Origin of the sequence: Candidatus Liberibacter brunswickensis, assembly GCF_036858155.1 — a bacterium.
GTDB classification, from domain to species: Bacteria; Pseudomonadota; Alphaproteobacteria; order Rhizobiales; family Rhizobiaceae; genus Liberibacter; species Liberibacter brunswickensis.
Genome location: NZ_JAAEJX010000007.1, coordinates 65,607 through 81,995, shown reverse-complemented (window position 1 = coordinate 81,995; position 16,389 = coordinate 65,607). Strand labels below are relative to the sequence as shown.

Here is a 16,389-nt window from a genome sequence, read left to right as displayed (position 1 = left end):
AGACTCTCTTTGTCACGAATAAACTGTTTTACCGCCATCGAACCAATTTCCCTTATCTCAACTCATCTTCAACAAATATAAAGCCATAAAATATAAAATATAAATCACACCCTAGTGGCATCAACGAAAAATTCCAATTATAGAAACCAAAAAGTTAATCACATACTAATTATCAAACAAACTCCAATTTCTATTAAAATACAATGGTGGCGAAGAAGGGACTTGAACCCCCGACACAAGGATTATGATTCCTCTGCTCTAACCAACTGAGCTACTCCGCCAATATCATCTCCATTTATTGCCAGTCTATCAAGAAAAAAAGTTGTGATCAATATAATAAAACTATCAATATTATGTAAAACATAATTATACATCAACTAGCAATGCTATAACATCCCTATATTCTGCAAAGAAAATCTTTGTTTAAAGACATCAAAGATTTTTCTACATCATCTGAACGCTTAGAACAACTAATTATACCGCCTCCTAAAACACGAGCTTCATTTGTATCTGAAGTGTAAAAAACGCATGCCTGACCTGATGCAACACCAATCTCATGCTTTTCGAAATCTACGTATACACCATTATCATCTTTCTTTACAAAAACAGCAACAGGATCCTGCGAAGAACGAATTTTAACAAAACACTTGAAACCATCAGTGACTACATCTTCAAAAGTGCCATCCCCCAACCAGTTTATTTCGCGCAAATAAATGCGATGAACTTCCAACGCCTCTCTTGGCCCAACAATTACTCGAGAATTATATTTATCTAAACTAATTACAAAAAGAGGATCACCAGTAGACACACCAAGACCACGTCTTTGCCCTATAGTATAATTTATAATACCATTGTGCTTTCCCAAAACATTTCCATTTAAATGCACGATATCGCCTTCTAAAGGAATACCAGAATTCATTTTTTTTACTACATCAAAATATTTTCCATTTTGAATAAAACAGATATCCTGACTATCAGATTTATCTGCGATTTCTAACCCAATTTCTCTCGCCAAATCTCTTACATCTTCTTTTCTCATATCCCCAAGAGGAAAACGTAAATCATGTAACTGCTGTTGCGTAGTAGCAAACAAGAAATAACTCTGATCCCGCTCTGAATCTACTGGACGATACATCATACGTTGACATTTCCCACCATCCTCAACATTAGAGCGAGATCGTATATAATGACCTGTCGCCAAAACATCCGCACCTAATTGACGAGTTACGGAGAGGAGATCCGAAAATTTAACTGTTTTGTTACAATTCACACACGGCAAAGGAGTTTCTCCATTAACATATGAATTCGCAAAAGGAACAATAACAGCATTACGAAAACGCTCTTCGTAATCAAAAACATAATGAGGAACATTTATAGAACCACAAACACGACGAGCATCATAAACATCTTGTCCTGCACAGCAGGAACCCTTCCTTTTAGACAATGTACTAGAATTGTATAACTGAAGCGTAACACCAATTACATCATATCCATCACGCTTAAGAAGTGCCGCAACCACAGAAGAATCAACTCCTCCAGACATAGCTACAACAACCCTTGTATCATTCGGATTCTTATCAAGATCTAGGCTATTCAATTTAGTGCCTCAACTTTTAAAAACTAAAAATTTTCATCGCATACAGTAAAACTCCATAAAGGTATCACATTTATAGAAAATCAATCAACATTAAACTAAAAATGTTTGAAAAAACTAATCATAACATTAATAAATAAATTTCCTAAAATATTATCAAGAAAAGAGTACGCAACATCATTAATAATCAAACAACCCATACTTAAAAAAAACAAATATCCCCTAAATTTTAATAAATATCATTTTATAATCAAAACCAATTATATAGTACGATGCATATAATGTTTTTTCTACAAGTTAAACATTCTATCCCAATGACTATCTTACTATTTTAATATATAAGAAGAAAATGCACTGCGAGGTTATAATCTAATCTAACTATCGACAAAATTACCAGCAAATTCTTATGAATTTTACCAACTATCTTTCATAAATAAGCATTTTATACTACAAATTTATGCGAAACTAATCTACAGTTCATTGAATATGCAAAATATATAATTTATCATGACAACTTTATCCTATCTTATCATAAAAAATTCAACGTATAGCTCGCAAAAAAGAACTTTTCTGAAAATAAAAAACCCATCTTAGCCAATCACATAACAGCAATAAATCATCTTTTTCAATAGTTATTCCAGACCATACACGCAATCCCAAATAAGATTCACGGTAAGACCCAATATCATAAGCAATTACTTCTTTTTCTAAAAAAGAAATCATAGACTTACAAAAAGATCTCTGAGAATCAATATCCAAAGACGTAATATCAGGATCAACAATCTTCATACAAACAGAAGTATTAGAACGAGCTCTTGAATCAACAGCTAAATTTTCAATCCAATCATTTTCCTGAATAAAACGAAACAGAACATTAGCATTTGAATTACAACGCTCAATACATGCTGCAATACCTCCTATTTTTTTTAACCAAAGAAGTGAATCGATATAATCTTCGATACATAATAAGGAAGGTGTATTAATTGTCTTTCCACTAAAAAGATCTTCTTTAATCCTTCCACCCTTAGTCATACGAAAAATTTTCGGCAAAGGCCAGGGAGGAACATAACTTTCAAGACGCCCAATAGAGCGCGGAGACAAAATAATAATCCCAAAACCCGTCTCTCCACCTAAAACTTTTTGTGCAGAGAAAGTTAAAACATCTAGTTTGCTAAAATCAATATGATGCGCAAAAACCGCAGAAGTTGCATCACAAATAACTAGCCCCTCTCGATTTTCAGGGATAAATTCCAAATTAGGCACACAAACGCCTGAAGTTGTACCATTCCAAACAAAAACCACATCTCTATCAAAATCCACTTTAGAAAAATCAGGCAATAAACCGTCAGGAGCCGTAAATTCTCGAACATCCTTAATACGGAGCTGACGAATATCAAAAACCCATTCAAATCCAAAACTTTCCCATGCGAGAACATCAACCCCACGACAACCAAGCAAAGACCATAATGCCATTTCAACAGCACCAGTGTCGGAGGCAGGCACTATTGCAATACGATAGTTTTCTGGCACCTCCAAAACTTCACGTGTCAACTCTATCGCTTTATTGATTCTTTCTTTTCCAATGGCACAACGATGAGAACGCCCGAGCACGGCTCCTTTTAAAAAATCAAGCGACCATCCAGGACGCTTTGCACATGGACCCGAAGAAAAAAAAGGACGCCTAGGCTTCAGCGTAGGCTTACTTATATTTACCATATAGATTCCCTTAGGAAATATTTGTATCATTATAATAAAATACAACAATCAACTTAGCATAATAACGAGATTATATAAATTAAACACATATAAAATCCATCTAATATTATGTATAAATAATAATTTAATAAATTATTTTTAAATAAATTTATAATTTTATTAATATAAAACGAAAAAAAATACTTAAAAGAAAATATTTTTTAAAATAAAATACAGGAATACTTTATGCTAAATAATCAAGCAAAAGAAAAATTATAATCTATGTCTTATTCTTGAAGCAATATAAGTAATTGTCCAAATATTAAAATTTAAAAATAATAGCATTAAAATCACTGCCAACTAGCGATTCATGATTGATAAAAGCTGTTTATAAATATACATGTTCCCACTTAGAATACCTTTATTTTCATCAACCAATTTCCCTCCCAGCAAATTGGTTGAAAACCCTCCTGCCTCTCGAACAAGAAGTAATCCAGAAGCGGTAGCACACCATTTAGAAAGACCTTGCCTACAGAAACCATCAAATCGACCTGCAGCAATATATGCAAGGGCAAGAGCTTCTGAACCCAAATTACGAACCCCTACTGCCTCATTCATAATATGACCTAACTTATTAAGGAACTGACTGTTTTGCCTATAATCAATATGCGAAACACCATAACAAATAATAGATTTAGATAAAATACGACGCGAAGAAATTCGCACACGACGATCATTCAAAAAAGATCCAGAACCACGTTCAGCCGTATACAATTCATCTGTAATAGGATTAAAAATAACGCTAGCTACTATTTCTTGATCACGCTCCAAAGCTATGGAAATACAAAAATGTGGAATAGCATACAAAAAATTTGTATAACCATTCAGCGGATCAACAATCCATCGCGTCATACTATCCTGCCCATCACATGTCTTCCCCTTACTATAAAAGCCATACTTAGGGCGGGCAGACGATAACTCCTGATAAATAATTTCTTGACATTTTGAATGAGATCTCATCACGAAATCACTAGATCCTTTAAGAGAAACTTGCAAATTTTGAACTTCTCCAAAATCACGTGATAGAGACTTCCCTGACTTTAAAGCAGCACTTACCATAACATTAAGAAGGGCGGAACGTGACATATTTTAGATCTCTTTTCTATGTAATCATCTAAGTAAAAATAATTCAAAATGCAATCGCATCCTCTGTAATCTATACCATTAAGGGGATTATCGTATTCTTTCTTAACAGATAGTCAACGCTTAATAAAACCTCAAGTATAAAAGAACTTCTTTACGCAAACAATAGATTAATATTAAATTAATAAAAACAATATATTTTTTTGATATTCATATTACATGAAAAACACTATCAGATATGAAATCGGCAACTAACAATAATCAATAAACTTAACTGGATACAATCCTTAAAGAAATCATAGTTAACCTTATAAAAAAGTTATAAAAAAATGCTGGACTAATCTGCCATACCTATAAAATTATTGTTAAAAACAATAATTGGCGTAATAACATCTACACAGTAATAAATTTGAGAGTTATGTAAATATTTATAATATAAATAAAGGCATAATATTCTCATTAATTATTATTTGAATCATCAATCTATTTAAAAGCACAAAGAAATTAATTTGATAAAAATTATTTTATATAATAAAAAAAAATAGAATTTAAAAAAAATAATAATAGACTGATATTTGTTAACGAAACGTATCCCATACTTATCTGAAACATCATGTATAAAGGAACAATTTATGAATATAGCTCCTCCTATTGCGATTATAATGGGAAGCCAATCTGATTGGAAAATCATGAAATATTCAGCCAATATGCTGGATACGTTAGGAATTGATTATGAAGCACGAATTATTTCAGCACATCGAACTCCAGACAGATTAATAGAATTTTCTAAAAATGCCCGTCTCCAAGGATTCAAATTAGTAATTGCCGGAGCTGGTGGAGCGGCACACTTACCTGGAATGATTGCATCCATGACATCTATTCCAGTTTTAGGAGTTCCAATTATGTCAAAAGCACTTGTAGGTATAGACAGCCTTCTTTCAATAGTTCAAATGCCTGCAGGAATACCTGTAGGAACCATGGCTATTGGGCAAGCTGGAGCAATAAATGCATCTTTATTAGCGACATCAATTCTTGCTATTGAGGATGAAGATCTAAACGAACGTTTAAATGAATGGCGCACACAACAAACGATATCAATCTCCGAATATCCTAAGGATGTTTCAGAATGAAGATAAGAACTATTGGCATTATTGGAGGAGGACAATTAGCACGAATGCTCTCAATGGCTGCCGCCCGTTTGGGATTCCATGTTATTATATTAGATCCCAATGCTGATTGCCCTGCAAATCAAGTTTCCAACCAGCAGATCGTTGCACATTATGATGACTTAAAAGCCTTGAATGAATTTGCCAATATCTGCGATTATGCAACATATGAATCTGAAAACATTCCAGCAAAATCAATATCATATCTCTCTACATCGCTCCCTATATATCCTTCTTCTAGAGCAATAGAAGTTTCTCAAGATCGTTTGTATGAAAAGATTTTTTTTCAAGAAGCAGGACTTACCACAGTAGATTTTTACGAAATTAATTCACAGGAATCTCTTGAGAAAACCATCAATAAATTTAAAGGGAAAGGCATATTGAAAACTCGATGCATGGGATACGATGGCAAAGGACAAAAATTATACACCGAGAAAGATTCTACTAAAAATCTATATGCATATTTTGGCAATGTACCTTTAATATTTGAAAGATTTGTAAAATTTAATTGTGAAATATCAATGATTGCAGCACGAACATTAAATGGATCTATATGCTTTTACGATCCTATACAAAATACTCATATTAATGGGATACTACATAAATCCGTAGTACCAGCTGATATTAGCAAACGAACATCTTATTTAGCTTATAGCGCAATGAAAAAAATTTTAACTAAGCTAAATTATGTTGGCATCCTTTGTATAGAATTTTTTGTAACGTCCGATGGAGAAATTATTGCTAATGAAATGGCACCTAGAGTCCATAATTCGGGTCATTGGACAGAAGCAGCTTGTCCTACCTCACAATTTGAACAACATATTCGCAGTATTACTAATCTATCCCTCGGCAATACCAATAGACATTCAAATTGCATTATGTACAACATAATAGGACCTGATATTGACAAATACGAACAATGGATTGATCTAGATTCTAGTTTTGTACATATTTATGGAAAATTAAAAACGCTTCCCGGAAGAAAAATGGGACATGTTACACAAATTTATCCAAAGGATATAACCTCAAATTTTTTATCACCATAACAACAAAAAATAACATATTTTTATTGAAAGCATTGACTTAAAAACGAAAGAAATATATAAGATTTACCTTGAGTATTTTTTGTATTTGGAGTGTTGCTGTGAAGGTAAGAAATTCCCTACGAGGTCTTAAGTTGCGTCATCGTGATAATAAAGTTGTTCGCCGTAAGAATAGGGTTTACATCATCAATAAACTTAACCCCCGTTTTAAAGTTAGACAGGGTTAGTTAATATATTAAATATAATGTATTAAATCACTAATTTTATTATTAACTAAGTTTATTAGTGTTATTTATTTATAGTTATATCAAAAAGGTTAGATTTTATAACTAGTTGTTTTATGTGAACAACAATACTTTTGTTATTCTAATATTATAAAAAATTAAGCATTGCGATCTTCTTCTTTTTGGAAGGTAAAGTTTGCATAATAGGGTAGCTTTTTATCGTGCATAACCATAAAGGATAAGATTATTAAAAGCGACATAAGTAACCCGCAAATCATAGAAGCAATCATATCCAATGCTGGGCGTTTGTATATACCGTATTTCCAAGTTCCTATGATAGACGCACATACAACAGTGTAAAGCACCACAAAAACAAAGAAAGAGCTTATGGGAAAATCACTGCAAATAGCGCGAGAATCAAATATATTCATCTTCTTTCCCCGAAAAAAACCTCAATCACACTACCAAGGATAACATACAAAACAATTAGATAACTTGTATAACATTATCAAAAAACAAACACCACAGTCTAAAATAACGAAAATATAATATATTATTCAAATTTAAATCCTAATGTGATGTTATAAAGCAATAAAAATATATCACTTTTTCTAAATGGAAATATTGTTGTTTTTCTAAACAATATATAATTGATGAATAATATTATTTTTATGTTTTTTAAAATTCATAATAATACCTAAAAAAATATTTAATAATATAAGTAATAATAATTATATATCAATACAATATAAAATATAATTTATTATAGTAAATTATTTATATAGATAGTTTTATTATCTTTAATTAATTAATAGAAAAAATTATATTATATAATATATAATTATAATGTTATATAAGTATATTTTATAATAATTAATAATTTACAAAATATATTTTTACTTTTAATATATATTATTATATATATAATAGTTGTTATTTATATAATTTAATACAATAATATATTTGTATTTACTTTAAAAAGTATTGTTTTTATTTGTAAATTATCATTAATAAAATAATTTAAAATAACAGTAGTTTTAATTAGGAAAACTTAGTTGATTAAAAAGTACTTATATGTATATGCTATCTACAAGACAAAAGTCTTATAAAATAATTATTCTTAACCATTGCCTAATTAGAAACCAATTAAAACAATAAATGCAATCATTTAAGTTATTTTATTATATAATCAGCGTCATTGGTAGTATGATCTTTTTCTATTTATCATATGCCAAAGCAGAAAATTCTAACGCTCATACAAAATCTCAATTTTCTAATAATACAAAGGGGAAAAGAATATTAAATGCACAAAAAATCACTTGTGAAGCACAATTAACTAGTAATAGTCCGCCGATAAATAGCGGAATTTCTTGGTATATATTCGATGCCGTACCAAATAAAAAAAATAATTTAACAGTAATTAAAAAAGCAACAGGAGGGAAAGTATCATTTGATCTTTTCCCTGGAGATTATTTTATTAGCACTTCTTTTGGTCACGTTGGATTAATTAAAAGAATAACAGTTAACCCAAAAGAGAAGCAACAAAAACAAGTATTTATATTAAATGCAGGAGGAATACGCTTATATAGCGTATACAAACCTGGTTCACCAATTATAGATGATGAACTAACATTTTCCATTTATTCAAATTCTAATAATAAACTATTGATGATTACCGATAAAGTAAGGTCTGGAACATTAGTACGATTAGGTACAAACAACTATCAAATAACTTCTCATTACGGAAAATATAATGCAATAGTTAGCACGATTGTTAGAGTAGAAGCTGGACAAATTATTGATGTTACTATTCAAAATAGAGCCGCTAAAATAACATTTAAACTAGTATCAGAAATAGGAGGAGAAGCTATTGCTGATACCGCATGGTCAATATTAACAGCAAGCGGAGATACAGTTGGAGAAAGCGTCAACGCCTCTCCTTCTATGGTTTTATCAGAAGGAGATTACGTTGTTATAGCACGAAACAAAGAACGAATATATTCGCGAGAGTTTTCAGTTACCTCAGGGAATAATATGACAATAGATGTACTAATGCGACAAAAAAGGATGGAAAAAACATAAAATAAAACATACTAAATATTTTTAAGTTTAAATAATTATATAATACATTTAATAAAGATCTTGATTTTTAATAGGTCAAATAATTTCAATTAAATAAACATATATGTGATTATTTGTTTGAAATAATAAAAAGTATCTATAATTACATGTATTCATAGTAACATCTTTGTGATAATCGAAAGAACTAAAAAATGTCTAACACCCGTAATGAAAAAGATAGTTTTGGTACCATTGAAGTAAAAAAAGATCGTTACTGGGGAGCTCAAGCACAGCGTTCTCTGGAAAATTTTAAAATTGGAGGAGAGAGACAACCTCTTGTTATCATACGTGCTCTTGGAATTATAAAACAAGCAGCAGCACGTGTTAATATGGAATTAGGAAAAATTGATTCACGAATTGGTGAAGCAATTATAAAAGCTTCCGAAGAAGTTATTACTGGCAAGTTAGATGATCATTTTCCTTTAGTTGTTTGGCAAACAGGATCTGGCACACAGTCAAATATGAATGTTAACGAAGTAATATCTAATCGTGCAATAGAAATACTAGGCGGAGTTATGGGATCAAAAGATCCAGTTCATCCTAATGACCATGTTAACCTATGCCAATCTTCAAACGATACTTATCCAACCGCGATACACATAGCTTGTGCGGAACGAATAGTCTATAGACTACTTCCAACTCTTAGAAGCCTACATCTAGCTCTTACAAAAAAAGTCAATGATTTCCAAGATATTGTAAAAATTGGACGTACCCATACTCAAGATGCAACTCCTTTAACGCTAGGACAAGAATTTTCAGGATATGCAACACAAGTTAAAAATTCTATTAAACGCATAGAAATGACTTTAGATGGCCTTTATGATATTGCTCAAGGTGGGACAGCTGTTGGAACAGGTCTTAATTCTCCCGTAGGATTTGCTGAAAAAATTGCTAACAATATACGAGATATTACAGGTTTACCATTTGTTTCAGCGCCCAATAAATTTGAAGCTCTTGCTTCTCACGATTCTATTGTTTTTTGTCATGGAGCAATTAATACAACTGCTACTTCTCTGTTTAAAATAGCCAATGATATTCGTTTTTTGGGATCTGGACCACGTTCTGGATTAGGAGAATTGACACTACCTGAAAACGAACCAGGATCTTCAATCATGCCTGGCAAAGTTAATCCAACTCAGTGTGAAGCAATTACACAGGTTTGTGCACATATTTTTGGAAATCATGCAGCCATTACTTTTGCTAATAGCCAAGGACATTTTGAGCTTAATGTTTACAAACCAATGATTGCATATAATATTTTGCAATCTATACAACTTTTAAGCGACTCTGTTGAGTCTTTTACTAATAATTGTATATCTGGCATCCAAGCAAGGAAAGATAATATTAAGATTTCTTTAGATCGATCTTTAATGCTTGTAACATCTCTCACATCTAAAATAGGATACGATCAAGCAAGCATTATTGCCAAAAAAGCTCATTGCAATGGCACTACACTTAAAGAAGAAGCAGTTAATAGTGGAATTATTTCTGCCGAAGAATATGATATTCTCGTTAGACCAGAAAAAATGATTTATCCACATTAGTAAAATATAAAGAACAGTTAAAGTAAAATTAGTTAACGTTATATAATTCTTAGTTAAATAATTTTTACGATATTCTTTAATATGTATTGATATTACTTTACCTACATCACTAATGCATTAGTTTTTATATTTTTTATTTTAATATAATTAGTTATTAATATGGTTTATTTATTTTTTTAATCTCTACTAAGTAAACTTAGTAAATTGAAAATAAATTTTGTAATGTTATGTTTATAACATAATTATAATATTAAACGCATAAGAAACACAAATATTCAATAAGTTTTAAAAAGCATAATAAATCAAATTATGTAGTAAAAATCGTCATATAAGCTAGAAAAATTGTATTTAGAGGATATATCTTTTTTATAGGATTATAATAAATTCAGATACAATGAATTAAAGATAGAATCCATTAATCCATAGTTTTTTTACGCATTTTAATAGAAGACTAAACTAGATCAATCTTTTTTAAAATTTATGAAGTTTTACTATATGATACAGTAGCATCGATGAAACTAATAAAAAGAGGATGAGGATTTAAAGGACGACTCTTCAATTCAGGATGATACTGCACCCCTATAAACCAAGGATGATTTACATATTCTACTACTTCAGGAAGATCATGATTTGTAGAAAATCCAGAGAATTTTAAACCACAATCTTCTAGTTTATTCTTATAATGTAAATTAACTTCATAACGATGTCTATGACGTTCTGAGATCAGATTAGCTCCATAAATATCTGAAATCAAGGTTTTTTCTTTCAAGGAAACATCATAAGATCCCAATCTCATTGTTGATCCTAAATCATCAGAAACAAAACGCTTTTCATACTGATCTCCTTTCATCCATTCACTCATAAGAGCAATAACTGGCTCTCCTGAGTCAGAGAATTCAGTAGAACAAGCATTAGATATTCCTACGAGATTACGAGCAGCTTCAATAACAGCCATTTGCATACCAAAACAAACACCCAAAAAAGGTATTTTATTTTCACGAGCAAATTTTATCGCAATAATTTTTCCTTCAGAACCTCTCTTATCGAATCCTCCTGGAACAATAATACCATGAACACTATTCAAATAATTTATAGGATCTTCTTTTTCTAATATTTCCGCATCAACCCAAGATAACTGTACTTTTGTATAATTACCTACACCACCATGACGCAATGCTTCTATTAAAGACCTATAAGAATCTTTAAGATGAATATATTTTCCAACTATTGCTATTTTAACTTCATTTTTTATAGATAAAGAACGATCACAAAAACTTTTCCAATCATCTAGTTGAGGAGATTGAACATTATGAATACCAAAAGAACTTAAAACGACACTATCCATTCCCCCATCATGATATGTTAGAGGAACTTTATAAATATCATCAACATCAAGAGCTGGGATCACAGCCGACATTGGTACGTTACAAAACAACGAAATCTTGCGACGTTCCATTTCAGGAATATTACGATCAACACGTATTAATAAAACATCTGGATGTACACCAAGAGCCTGTAGCTCCTTAACAGAATGTTGAATAGGCTTTGTTTTAAGTTCACCAGAAGACTTGATATACGGCATGAGAGTTAAATGAATATATAAAGCCCTGCTACCATGATATAATAATTCGTTTCCAAGCTGACGTATAGCTTCCACAAAAGGCATTGCCTCAATATCACCAACAGTTCCACCAATCTCGCAAATTACGAAATCTACGTCTTCATTTCCTTTAGTGATAAAATCTTTTATTTCATTTGTAATATGAGGAATAACCTGTACAGTTGCACCTAGATAATCCCCTCGACGCTCTTTATCAATTACATTTTTGTAAATACGACCAGTAGTAATATTATCTGCTCTAGTAGTACTAATGTCCATGAATCGTTCATAATGGCCAAGATCTAGATCTGTTTCAGAACCATCATCAGTAACAAAGACCTCACCATGTTGTACTGGACTCATTGTACCAGGATCAGCATTAAGATAAGGATCAAGCTTACGAACCCGAACTTTATATTTACGAGCTTGTAACAATGCGCCTAACGATGCTGCCGCTACTCCTTTACCTAAAGAGGAAACTACTCCGCCAGTGATAAAAATATACCTAACCACATATACTCCTTAAAATATTTATCATTCTAATCTTGTTACAACAAAGAAAATAAATTTTTACGTAAAATAGATAAAAATACGAAATTTAATCTACTTTGTATTAGAAGAAGAATTATTTTTAGCAATAACAGAGGAAATAATTTTATCACTAACATCATCAACTACTTTTTTTCGTGAAGTTAACTAAATTTTTATTCAACTTTTCTTTGGATTTTACATAAGAATAACGCGATGTTATTCCCAATGCGATAGAGGTTGTAAAAAAAAGAAAAGCAAGTATTACAGTAAAACGCCCTAAAGAATGCGCAGTACTACGAATAGACGTAAAGCCAGAAGAAGAACCAAAATCACTACTATCAGAGGATTGGATTAAAATTACGCATATCAACATAAAAACCACTATCAAGTGCAAAGCCATAAGAAATATATGCATTAAAATTTTCCATTCATAAAGTTTTAAAAGACACAGCCTCTATTCACGTATAATGATACATATTAGAGGTAAGAATCAACGTACACACGATCAAAAATTTCAATAATCTTCGAGAATGATTCATACTGAAGACTAGCTCCACCGACTAGTAATCCATCTATATTTTCAATGAATGAAAAATCTTTTACATTCTCAGCATTAACTGATCCACCGTACAAAATACGCATCTTTTTCCCTTCTTCAAGAAAACGATTTACTAAAATACTACGAATGAAAGAATGAATTTTCTCAAGATCAGCAATAGAAGGAATACGACCAGTACCAATAGCCCAAATTGGTTCATACGCAACAACAGGAATCAAAGATTTAAAATCACTAGGAATACTAAAATCCAATTGTTCTTGCAATACTTCAAAGGTTTTACCAGAAAGATAATCCTCATATGTTTCTCCGACACATACTATGGGATATAATCCAGCATTACAAGCAGATTTTACTTTAGACTGCACGATTTGACTGCTTTCTTGATGACCAATACGCCGTTCAGAATGTCCTAAAATTACAAATTTAGCTCCACAATCAGCTAACATACTAGCTGAAATATCACCTGTATAAGAACCAGATTCAGCTACATGACAATCTTGCGCTCCGATTATCAACGAAGATTTTTCAAAAAGACTAAAAACTTCATAGATTAAAGTTGCTGGAGGACATATAGCAACATTAATACGACAACGATTTCTTTCTATTCCTTTAACAACTTTATCTATTTCTTTGATAGATGCACGAATTCCGTGCATTTTCCAATTTCCAACTACAAGTGGACAAATACCTATTTTCATTATAATACCTTTACAAACAAAACTATGAACAAGTTCATATTAACTACTTTAACAATACCACGTTTTAAATGTTATGCTAAATTTGTCGTAAAAAAAATGTCTCCTTAAAAGATAAATAAGTACATGATAGCTAAATATAATATATAGATACTACTTGAACATTTTTATCTGAATATACAATAAAAAAATTTTTCTTTATTAATATTTTCAACACTATTTTTCAATAAATTATTGCATTATTGATGAGAACTATTAGAATACGATACGTATAACATTTTATCGGGAGATCATTGAAGAAAAAATGGTTCATCATTTTTGGATAGCAGTTGATGTATTTGTAATAGTAGCTACAATTGTAACGTGTTTTTTTATGAACAAACAATTTGCTTGGTGGCTTAGAGTTTTTCTTCCCTGCTTACTGATTAGCATAATGATTGGCCATATTACTTATATTAGCGGAAACATGAATTATGCATTATTTTTCCCGTTTCTTATGATGTTTTTTAAGTAATTTTTCATACAAGGATTATATTGTAACGAACAATAATTTATGTGTATAGTACTTTAGAAAATGTGTCTTTGAATATTAAGGAAAATAGATTCAGAGTATTTTTAATATTTAAGGGAGATATCCACAAAATGATAACTAGGAATTTTTTCCCTTTATTTTTAGTTTTTTATCTTATATCCATGGCATCCTGCGGTGTTTTGCCAATCATTGATGATAACATAGAAATACAAGAGGCAACTTTAGAAGGTTATTGGGAAGACGACAACGGAATTCTATCGTATTTTCAAAAAGATGGAATATTAAAAACAATGTCTACAGATGGATCTAATATAATTCTTGCAACAGGATATTATCGCATTAAACTTAATAAAGAGATAGATATTAGACTCAATTCTTTAGTCCGAAATACCTTGGAAAATATTCAATGTAAATTCCTAGATCCAAATAAGATAAATTGTATTGCGCAAAATAAAAAACAGTTTTATCTACGACGTACACATCTAACAGAGGTGCCTATGTCTAAATCAGAGAGGGATATTGTCGTTATTCCTGACAGTCCTACTCCACCTTCTACATCAGAAGAAGATAATGAGAATAAATCAGGAAGAGATATAATCGATATTAATGAAAATCCTACTCCACAACCTTCCAAGTCAGAAGAAATTCCCACTTCTGAATCTAAAAAAGGTATAGTATCTATTCCTGATAATTCTAATCAATCTTCTCAGTCAATAATAGTTCATAAATAAGTAATAAATAGTATCTATAAACTTTTATTATATGCCTGATATCATAATATTCTAATAAAAGATTTATTTTATGCTGTCATAAACATAGAGTAATTTTTATAATAGTTGCCACCCTACTCGCGAAAAAATATGTACTAGAAGTGTATAATGACAATATCTCCCTTTGCTCCAAAAGATCATCCTAAAATTAAATTCGGGAAAATTGGCGTATTAATAGTTAATCTTGGAACACCAGATGGATGTGATTTCTTTTCCCTAAGACGTTATTTAAGGGAATTTCTCCTTGATAAACGCGTTATAGAACTACCATCTTGGCAGTGGCGACCTATTCTCTTTGGGTATATTCTAAACTTTCGTCCTCACAAAATAAAACATGCCTATGCAAAAATTTGGAATACTTTACAAGACGAAAGCATACTTCGGACTCATACACGAGATCAAGCTACTAATCTAGCCAAAAGATTAGAAGATATCCCTTCCGTAGTTGTTGATTGGGCAATGCGATATGGCAACCCATCTATCAAGGAAGTAATCAATAATCTAAAAAAAGAAGGTTGCGAACGTCTTCTTGTATTCCCTTTATATCCTCAATATTCAGCAGCTACAACTGCAACTGCGCAAGATAAAGTTTTCCAAGAATTAATGCAAATGCGCTGGATGCCTAGTTTAAGAACCGTTCCTCCATATTATGAAGATCCAAGTTATATTAGCACACTTGCAAGTTCGGTAAGTGAACATTTTGAATCTATACAATGGAATCCAGAAATTATTCTAGTTTCATTTCACCAAATGCCAATTTCTTATATATTACAAGGAGATCCATATGGATGTCATTGCCGTAAAAGCGCACGACTTCTTAAAGAAGAACTGAATTGGCCAGATGATCGTTTTAAAATATGTTTCCAATCACATTTTGGAAAGGTTAAATGCCTTGAACCTCCTACAGATAAAACAGTTGAAGAACTAGCACTTAATGGTGTTAAACGCATAGCGATTATTACTCCTGGCTTTTCTTCAGATTGTCTTGAAACAAGTTATGAAATTGTACATGAAGTAGAAGAAATCTTTGTGAAGTCTGGTGGAGAAAAATTCACACACATTCCTTGTCTTAATAGCAGCGATTTAGGAATGAATCTTTTAGAAAAAATAACACGTCGTGAATTAATGGGTTGGATTTGACAGTTATAAAATAAATTTAAATAATTTACATA

Annotated in this window: 14 protein-coding genes and 1 tRNA gene; 7 read left to right on the top strand and 8 right to left on the bottom strand. The window is 31.2% G+C overall.

The features are described 5' to 3' along the window. Positions 1–204: 204 nt before the first annotated feature. From GY664_RS02910 to GY664_RS02895, 4 genes are all read right to left on the bottom strand, one after another. Positions 205–281: transfer RNA gene (locus GY664_RS02910), tRNA-Met, on the bottom strand. A 116-nt stretch (positions 282–397) separates the two neighbouring features. Further along, entirely contained in the window at positions 398–1,597 is a 1,200-nt protein-coding gene (gene mnmA / locus GY664_RS02905) for a tRNA 2-thiouridine(34) synthase MnmA (protein WP_333947968.1), read from the bottom strand. A 537-nt stretch (positions 1,598–2,134) separates the two neighbouring features. Continuing rightward, positions 2,135–3,310, bottom strand: coding sequence for a phosphoserine transaminase (locus GY664_RS02900; protein WP_333947967.1), 1,176 nt, complete (start codon positions 3,308–3,310; stop codon positions 2,135–2,137). 339 nt (positions 3,311–3,649) lie between these two features. Then, entirely contained in the window at positions 3,650–4,435 is a 786-nt protein-coding gene (locus GY664_RS02895; protein WP_333947966.1) for an inositol monophosphatase family protein, read from the bottom strand. A 629-nt stretch (positions 4,436–5,064) separates the two neighbouring features. On the opposite strand from GY664_RS02895, the gene purE reads away from it, so the two are divergent. The 3 genes from purE to ykgO all read left to right on the top strand — a co-directional run bounded on the left by purE (position 5,065) and on the right by ykgO (position 6,868). Continuing rightward, on the top strand, positions 5,065–5,562 hold the full coding sequence (gene purE / locus GY664_RS02890; RefSeq protein WP_333947965.1) for a 5-(carboxyamino)imidazole ribonucleotide mutase: 498 nt from the start codon (positions 5,065–5,067) through the stop codon (positions 5,560–5,562). After that, the gene (locus tag GY664_RS02885) at positions 5,559–6,644 is read left to right on the top strand and encodes a 5-(carboxyamino)imidazole ribonucleotide synthase (RefSeq protein ID WP_333947964.1); all 1,086 of its coding nucleotides are present in this window, start codon (positions 5,559–5,561) and stop codon (positions 6,642–6,644) included. Before purE ends, GY664_RS02885 begins: the two co-directional genes overlap by 4 nt. 98 nt (positions 6,645–6,742) lie before the next feature. Further along, positions 6,743–6,868, top strand: a complete 126-nt coding sequence (ykgO, locus tag GY664_RS02880) for a type B 50S ribosomal protein L36 (protein WP_333947963.1) — start codon at positions 6,743–6,745, stop codon at positions 6,866–6,868. A gap of 155 nt (positions 6,869–7,023) precedes the next feature. Here the strand turns inward: ykgO and GY664_RS02875 are convergent, their stop codons facing one another. Beyond that, positions 7,024–7,296 (bottom strand): hypothetical protein, encoded by a 273-nt coding sequence (locus GY664_RS02875; RefSeq protein WP_333947962.1) that lies wholly within the window; start codon positions 7,294–7,296, stop codon positions 7,024–7,026. 775 nt (positions 7,297–8,071) lie between these two features. Here GY664_RS02875 and GY664_RS02870 point away from each other — a divergent pair. After that, the gene (locus GY664_RS02870) at positions 8,072–8,947 is read left to right on the top strand and encodes a hypothetical protein (protein ID WP_333947961.1); all 876 of its coding nucleotides are present in this window, start codon (positions 8,072–8,074) and stop codon (positions 8,945–8,947) included. A 191-nt stretch (positions 8,948–9,138) separates the two neighbouring features. Further along, positions 9,139–10,530 (top strand): class II fumarate hydratase, encoded by a 1,392-nt coding sequence (gene fumC / locus GY664_RS02865; RefSeq protein WP_333947960.1) that lies wholly within the window; start codon positions 9,139–9,141, stop codon positions 10,528–10,530. A 478-nt stretch (positions 10,531–11,008) separates the two neighbouring features. Here fumC and GY664_RS02860 read toward each other — a convergent pair whose 3' ends face one another. The 3 genes from GY664_RS02860 to tpiA form a co-directional block, all read right to left on the bottom strand. After that, positions 11,009–12,643, bottom strand: coding sequence for a CTP synthase (locus GY664_RS02860; RefSeq protein ID WP_333947959.1), 1,635 nt, complete (start codon positions 12,641–12,643; stop codon positions 11,009–11,011). A gap of 157 nt (positions 12,644–12,800) precedes the next feature. Further along, positions 12,801–13,076 carry a preprotein translocase subunit SecG gene (secG, locus tag GY664_RS02855; RefSeq protein ID WP_333947958.1) on the bottom strand — a complete coding sequence of 92 codons (276 nt, stop codon included), beginning with the start codon at positions 13,074–13,076 and terminating at the stop codon, positions 12,801–12,803. Between the two features lie 62 nt (positions 13,077–13,138). Continuing rightward, positions 13,139–13,918, bottom strand: coding sequence for a triose-phosphate isomerase (gene tpiA / locus GY664_RS02850; protein ID WP_333947957.1), 780 nt, complete (start codon positions 13,916–13,918; stop codon positions 13,139–13,141). A gap of 639 nt (positions 13,919–14,557) precedes the next feature. On the opposite strand from tpiA, the gene GY664_RS02845 reads away from it, so the two are divergent. Beyond that, entirely contained in the window at positions 14,558–15,178 is a 621-nt protein-coding gene (locus tag GY664_RS02845) for a hypothetical protein (RefSeq protein WP_333947956.1), read from the top strand. 147 nt (positions 15,179–15,325) lie between these two features. Further along, on the top strand, positions 15,326–16,357 hold the full coding sequence (gene hemH, locus GY664_RS02840) for a ferrochelatase (RefSeq protein ID WP_333947955.1): 1,032 nt from the start codon (positions 15,326–15,328) through the stop codon (positions 16,355–16,357). The last annotated feature ends 32 nt before the right edge of the window (positions 16,358–16,389 follow it).